This is a genomic window from Streptomyces sp. NPDC094448 (genome assembly GCF_044763775.1).
GTDB lineage: Bacteria > Actinomycetota > Actinomycetes > Streptomycetales > Streptomycetaceae > Streptomyces.
This window is the reverse complement of the sequence record NZ_JBIWGU010000016.1, coordinates 78,066-85,076: the sequence shown is the minus strand read 5'-3', so window position 1 is coordinate 85,076 and position 7,011 is coordinate 78,066. Positions and strand designations below refer to the sequence as shown.

5 protein-coding genes are annotated in these 7,011 nt (G+C 71.4%); all 5 read left to right on the top strand.

The genetic code is table 11. The features are described 5' to 3' along the window. The first annotated feature begins 302 nt into the window (after window positions 1-302). The 5 genes from ACIQ9E_RS27170 (at window position 303) to ACIQ9E_RS27150 (ending at window position 6,974) form a co-directional block, all read left to right on the top strand. A complete protein-coding gene (locus ACIQ9E_RS27170; RefSeq protein WP_403711389.1) occupies window positions 303-791 on the top strand; it encodes a DoxX family membrane protein in 489 nt (162 codons plus the stop codon). Window positions 792-810: 19 nt separating this feature from the next. Beyond that, window positions 811-1,470, top strand: coding sequence for a hypothetical protein (locus ACIQ9E_RS27165; protein ID WP_403711387.1), 660 nt, complete (start codon window positions 811-813; stop codon window positions 1,468-1,470). Between the two features lie 154 nt (window positions 1,471-1,624). Next, complete coding sequence (locus ACIQ9E_RS27160) at window positions 1,625-2,617, top strand: polyphosphate kinase 2 family protein (RefSeq protein WP_403711385.1); 993 nt, start codon at window positions 1,625-1,627, stop codon at window positions 2,615-2,617. Between the two features lie 2 nt (window positions 2,618-2,619). After that, window positions 2,620-5,478, top strand: a complete 2,859-nt coding sequence (locus ACIQ9E_RS27155) for a cation-translocating P-type ATPase (protein WP_403711383.1) — start codon at window positions 2,620-2,622, stop codon at window positions 5,476-5,478. 395 nt (window positions 5,479-5,873) lie between these two features. Beyond that, window positions 5,874-6,974: a hydrogenase expression protein HypE gene (locus tag ACIQ9E_RS27150; RefSeq protein ID WP_403711381.1), complete on the top strand. Its 1,101-nt coding sequence runs from the start codon at window positions 5,874-5,876 to the stop codon at window positions 6,972-6,974. Window positions 6,975-7,011: the final 37 nt, after the last annotated feature.

Genomic DNA, 7,011 nt, shown 5'->3' with positions numbered 1-7,011 from the left:
CCCTGTGTTCGGGCCCCTGGGCCGCGCGGCGGGCGCGGCGCGCCCCCCCCCCCCCCCCCCCCGGCCGGCCCCCCCCCCCCCGGGGGGGGGCGCGGGGGCCGGGGGGGGGGGGGCGCCCCGCCGCCGCGCGCCGGAGCCGGACATCCGACCCCCAACTCCCGCGCGCAGACGTCCGGTTCGACGTCCGGGCATCACCCGAGAATAATGGTCCAGACCTTTACGGCTCCACAGTTCGCCATATAACGTGCTCATAGATGAAACATCCCCCACAGTTTCATCATCCCCCCACAAGGAGTGACACGTTGACGGGCATCCTCGATGCCGCACTGTGCCGCTACCGGCGACACAGCACCACCATCCTCAGAGTTTCCGTCGGACTCGTCTTCGTCGGTTTCGGTGTCATGAAGTTCGCCCCGGACGCCAGTCCGGCGGAGGACATCGCGACCCGGACGATGGACGTCCTGGCCTTCGGCCTGGTGCCGTCCGGGGCTACCCGCCCCCTGCTGGCACTCTTCGAGACCACGATCGGCCTCGGGCTGATCACCGGAATCCTTCTGCGGCTGGTGCTCGCGGCCTTCTTCCTGCACATGGCCGGGGTCTTCGCGGCCCTGCTGATCCTTCCCGACGAGATGTGGAACGGCCAACTGCCCACCCTGGAGGCGCAGTACATCATCAAGAACGTGGTGCTGATCGCGGCCTGCCTGACGGTCGCGGCCGAGGAGAGCCTGCGCACCACGGTGATCACGCCGCGCCGCCCCGAACCCGTCCACCGAGTCAGAGCCCGTCTGTGACACCCCCATTACCGGAACGATGGGCTCCGCCACCGGCGGGTGCGATGGTCCGCCACCGGCCCCGGCCGAGGCCGCGACCGCCTCGGACCACCGCACTCCGCCCGGCGTCCCGGCCCCGGCTGCCCGCCCGGCGGCCGCCGTGCCGATGATCCTCTTTCTGCTGCTGCTGCCGCCCGTCTGCGCGGGCCTCGCCTTCGGCCTCACCGGGTACGGAATCGGGGCCCTCGCCCGCTCCCGGCACCCGGGCGGCCGTACCGGCTCCCTGCTCGGGGCGGTGGCCGCCCTCTGCGGTGCCGCCTCGGCCGTCGTCTACGCCTGGGGCGGACTGCTGCTGGCCGGTGCGGTGGTGGAGGCGGAGGACGGGGGCACCAACTCCTCCCCGCTGCTGCCCTGCCGTGAGGTGACCGGCCGCGAGGAGCAGCTCCAGCAGGTCGTCGGCTACTCCGTCGGCTTCGCCCCGCTGCGGTTCGACTGCGAGCTGACCGGCGGTGGTTCGTACGACTCCGGTGCGGTTCCCGGTGCCGTCAGCGCCCGTGCCGCGACGCTCGCGCTGTCGGGTGCCGCGCTGGCCGTCGCCGCCCGGTACGCGACGGCGCGGGAGGCTCGCTCCCGGAGCCGTACCGAAGCCGGCAGACCGAACCGGAACGGCGGGTCCGACGGGGACCAGAACCGGCCCTGACGGGCCCCGGCGGGCTCACGGCCCGTCCCTGTGCCCGCGTCCCTGTGCCCGCGTCCCGAAGATCACCCGAACGGCCCACCCGCATTGCCCCGCTCCTGCCCTCGGCGGAACGTGGCGGGTACCCCTGTGCAGGGAGAAGGGCTGGTCGGCGGCCATGGCGGAGAAGCAGAAGCGGACGGACAGCAGAACCCGGCGGATCGAGGAGCTGATCGGGCCACTGCGGGTGCCCCCGGGCACCGAGGTGGATCTGGCGAAGGATTTCGACCCCCGCTACAAGGCGCATCTGAGGAAGAAGGAGAGCGCCGAACTCCTGCGGACCGGCGTCGAGATGCTGACCGAATACCAGGCGAAGCTCGCCGCCCAGAACACGTACGGCGTGCTGATGTGCCTCCAGGCTCTGGACGCCGGAGGCAAGGACGGCACGATCCGGCACGTCATGAGCGGGGTGAACCCGCAGGGTGTCCAGGTGCACAGCTTCAAGGTGCCGTCCGCCGAGGAACTGGACCACGACTATCTGTGGCGGTACGCGAAACGGCTGCCCGCCCGCGGGGACATCGCGGTCTTCAACCGCTCCCACTACGAGGAGGTCCTCGTCGTACGGGTCCACCCCGAGGTGCTGGGACGGCAGCAGCTTCCGCCGTCCGCGCTCCGCCGGGGGATCTGGGAGCGCCGCTACCGCGAGATCAACCACTGGGAGCGGTATCTCACGGACAACGGCTTCAAGGTCGTGAAGATCTTCCTCAATCTGTCGAAGGAGGAGCAGCGCACCCGCTTCCTGAAGCGGATCGACGTACCGGAGAAGAACTGGAAGTTCTCGGCGGCAGATGTGCGTGAGCGCCGCTACTGGGACGACTACCAGCGTGCCTTCTCCGAGATGCTGTCGGCCACGAGTACGGCATGGGCCCCCTGGTACGTCGTCCCGGCGGACCGCAAGTGGTTCGCCCGGATCTGCGCGTCGGCGGTGCTCGTCCACACCCTGACGGATATCGACCCCCGGTATCCGACGGTGGGCCGCAAGGCCCATAAGGAACTGCTGGCCGTACGGCGGCAGCTGGAGGACGAGGCTCCGGAGGGGGAGCCGAGGGATCCCTACAAGGCCCGCCACGGGGGCAAGCGGCGGTCCGGCGGCCGTGGACCGGAGGCATGACGATGGCCGGAGCATCCGAGCCGCGGGGTCCCGGGACCCGGTGGTACGAGCGGGACGCGGCACAGACGGCGGCGGCGTTCGGGGTCGACCCGGCCGTCGGGCTGCCGGCGGCACGGGCCGCGGAGCTGCTGGCGGAGCGCGGGCCGAACGCGCTGCCGGAGGAGAAGCCGCCGCCCGCCTGGCGCCGCTTCCTGGACCAGTACCGCAGCTATATGCAGATCATCCTAGTAGTGGCCGCGGTGGTGTCGCTGGCCGTCGGGGAGGGGAGCACGGCCGTGCTCCTCGCCCTGCTGACGCTGCTGAACGCGGTCGTCGGGCTGCGGCAGGAGGGCAAGGCGGAGAGCGCGATGAACGCGCTGAAGTCGATGATGAAGGCCACGGCCAGGGTGCGGCGGGACGGGACCGAGTCGGAGATCCCGGCCGAACAGCTCGTACCCGGTGACGTGGTGCTGATCGCGGCCGGTGACCAGGTGCCCGCCGACGGGCGGATCGTGTCGGCGAACGCGCTCCAGATCGACGAGTCGGCGCTCACCGGGGAGAGTGTGCCCGCCGCCAAGGACGCCGGAACACTGGCGTCCGGAAGTCCGGGCGCGGAGTCCGGGGGTACGGGCGCGGAGTCCGGGGGTACGGGCGCGGAGTCCGGGGGTACGGGCGCGGAGTCCGGGGGTACGGGCGCGGCCGCTTCCGGCGGTCTTTCGCCGGGCGAGCAGTCCAATATGGCCTTTATGAACACCCCGGTCACCCATGGCAGTGGTGTTCTGGTGGTCACGGGCACGGGCGCGGACACCGAACTGGGCAAGATCTCCGGGATGCTGTCGGCGACCCGCAAGGAGGAGTCGCCGCTGACCCGGCAGCTCAACAGTCTGACGCTGTGGATCGCGGGGGCCGCCGGGCTGACGATGATCGTGATGTTCGCCCTGGGCCGGACCCGGGGCCAGGCGTGGGACACCCTCTTCGTCAGCGCGGTCTCCCTCGCCATCGCAGCGATCCCGGAGGCCCTGCCCACGGTGACCCAGGTGATCCTCTCCGTCGGCAGTCTCAACCTGGCGAAGCGCAACGCCATCGTCAAGGAACTGCCGTCGGTGGAGACGCTGGGATTCACCTCGGCGATCAACTCGGACAAGACCGGGACGCTGACCATGAACCAGATGACCGCCGTCGAGGTGGTCAGCCCCAGCGACCGCTATACGGTGTCGGGCACCGGGTACGGACTCGAAGGCCGGATCCACCGGGCCGCGGGATCCACGGCGAGCGTGGAGGACGCCGTCCTGCCGTTCCTGGTCGCCAATGACGCGCGGCTGGTGGACGGCCGGGTGGTCGGGGACCCCACGGAGGGCGCCCTGCTGGTCCTCGGGCACAAGGCGGGCCTCGGCATCGAGGCCACCCGGGAGCGGCTGCCCCGGCTCGCGACCCTGCCCTTCGACCCCGACTACAAGCTGATGGCCACCTTCAACTCCGCAACGGGCGACGACGGCCGGCCGGTGGTGCGGGTCTTCGTCAAGGGCGCGGCCCCCGCCGTGCTGGAGCGGACGGCGAGCGCGCTCTCGGAGGGCCGGACCGTGCCGTGGGACGAGCAGTTGAGCGGGCGGGCGGCGGAGGCCGTGGCGCGGATGGGCGGCGAGGGCCGCCGGGTGATGGCCGCGGCCACCCGCGATCTGGACCCGGCGGACTTCGACGAGGACGGCGATCTGCTGGGCTATGCGACCGGGCTCCGGATGACCTCGCTGGTCGGCATGGTCGACCCGCCGCGCGAGGAGTCCCGGACCGCCGTCGCCGCCGCGCAGGACGCCCATATCCGGGTCCGCATGGTCACCGGGGACGATGTCACCACGGGCGCGGCGATCGCCCGGCAGCTCGGCATCCCCGGAGAGGCCGTCCTCGGCGCCGAGTTCGCGGCGCTGCCGGAGGCGGAGCGGCTGGACCGGATCGACCGGATCGGAGTGGTCGGCCGGGTCGCGCCCGAGCACAAGGTGCTGCTCGCCGAGGTGCTGAAGAAGAAGGGCGAGGTGGTCGCGATGACCGGCGACGGCGTCAACGACGCCCCCGCCATCAAGGCCGCCGATATCGGCATCGCCATGGGCAGCGGTACGGATGTGGCGAAGAACGCGGGGCGGATGATCCTGTCCGACGACAATTTCGCCACGATCGTCTACGCGGTGGAGGAGGGCCGGAAGCTCTACGACAATCTGACGAAGTACATCCGGTTCGTACTGCTCCTGCTGGTGACGTTCGTGCTGACCTTCCTGGGTGCGACGGTGCTCAACATCGCGGCGGGCGAACCGTTCACCCCGGCGCAGGTGCTGTGGGTCCACTTCATCGTGAACGCCCCGTTCGGTTTCGCGCTGGGCTTCGACCGGGAGTCCCCGGGGCTGATGCGGCGCAGCCCACGGCCGCGCGGCGAGTCCGTGCTGACCCGGCCGCTGCTGATCTCCGTCGGGCTGAGCGGACTGGCCCTGACGGCCCTGCTGCTGGGCCTGATCAAACTGGGCGAGGCGCACTTCGGCTCGACGGCGACCGGCAGTTCGATGGCGTTCACGGCGTTCGCGCTCTGTCTGATCGTGGCGGCGTTCGAATGCCGTAGCGAGACCGCTTCGGTGCTGCGGACCTCCACGTTCGACAGCAAGCAGATGAACTGGGCGGCGCTCGCGGAGTTCGTGCTGGCGGTGCTGGTCACCCAGCTCGACGGCTTCCGCCGGATCCTCGGCACCACCCGGATCGACCTGCGGGAGTTCGGCTGGGCACTGCTGGCGGCGCTGGCGCTGCTGGTGGCCTGGGAGCTGGGCAAACTCATCGCCCGCCGGGTCCGCGCGGGCGCCGGGGCGCCGGCCGGCGGGAAGGAAGCGGTCCCCGATATCGCCTGAACGGCCCAGTCCGGCCGATCGCGGCACGCGGGCAGCGAGTCCCGCCAACGGCGCCCGACCGGCGCGGGGACGGTCCGCGTACGCCCGGAGCGGTACGCACGGGGCCACGGACCCCCAGCGGGCGCGACAGGTCCCCCGAGCGGTCCCGGGAGGGTCGCATCGCACAGACCGCGGACTCCCGGCGGCGCGCCCGGGGCGCGGAGCACCCGGGTGCGCGGCCGGATCGGGGCCCGGTCACGGCCCCTGCCGACAGGACCCGCGCCACTCTCCCGGCCCCGCCGGTTGCGCCCTTGGGAGGACCGCAGCGCCCCGCCCACCACCTCGCCCCGCGATGCGCTGATATGACCGGCATGGGACATTCAGCATGACTCGTCCCTTCCCACGGAGGAATCCTCATGAGCGGGACAGCTTCCCCGGACACGGGCACCACGCCCGCGGCGGCCGGGCCTGCGGGCCAGGGCCCCGACGAAGTCGGCGTCGTTCACATTCTGTGGATCAACGCGGGCCTGAGCTGCGACGGCGACTCGGTCGCCCTGACCGCCGCCATGCAGCCCAGCATCGAGGAGATCGTCACCGGCGCGCTGCCCGGACTGCCGCCGGTCGCGGTCCACTGGCCGCTGATCGACTTCGAATGCGGCCCGGTCCAGGGCGCGGACAACTTCGTCGAATGGTTCTTCAAGGCCGAACGCGGCGAGATCGAACCCTTCGTCCTGGTGGTGGAGGGGTCGATCCCCAACGAGCAGATCAAGGAAGAGGGCTACTGGTGCGGTTTCGGCGACGATCCCGAGACGGGTCAGCCGATCACCACCAGTGAGTGGCTGGACCGGCTGGCGCCGAAGGCGACCGCCGTGGTCGCCATCGGCACCTGTGCCACCTACGGCGGCATCCACGCCATGGAGGGCAATCCGACCGGCGCCATGGGCGTACCCGACTACCTGGGCTGGGACTGGCGGTCGAAGGCCGGGCTGCCCGTCGTCTGTGTCCCGGGCTGCCCCATCCAGCCCGACAACTTCGCCGAGACCCTCACCTATCTGCTCTACCAGCTCGCCGGTTCCGCGCCGATGATCCCGCTGGACGACCAGCTCCGCCCCACCTGGCTGTTCGGGGCGACCGTCCACGAGGGCTGCGACCGGGGCGGCTACTACGAGCAGGGGCAGTTCGCCTCCTCGTACGGCACCCCGGAATGCCTGGTCAAGCTGGGCTGCTGGGGCCCGGTGGTCAAATGCAACGTCACCAAACGCGGCTGGATCAACGGTATCGGCGGCTGTCCCAACGTCGGCGGTATCTGCATCGGCTGCACCATGCCCGGCTTCCCCGACAAGTTCATGCCGTTCATGGACGCCCCGCCCGGTTCGCACGTCTCCGCGGGGGCCAGCTCCGCCTATGGCGCGGCGATCCGCCGGCTGCGCGCCATCACCTCGAAGACCCTCGACAGGGAACCGAAGTGGCGGCGTCCCGGCCGCAGGCTCGCCAGCGGATACCACTCCCCCTGGTGACCGTGCCGGGTCCGGCGGACCGCCGCCGTGACCGGCC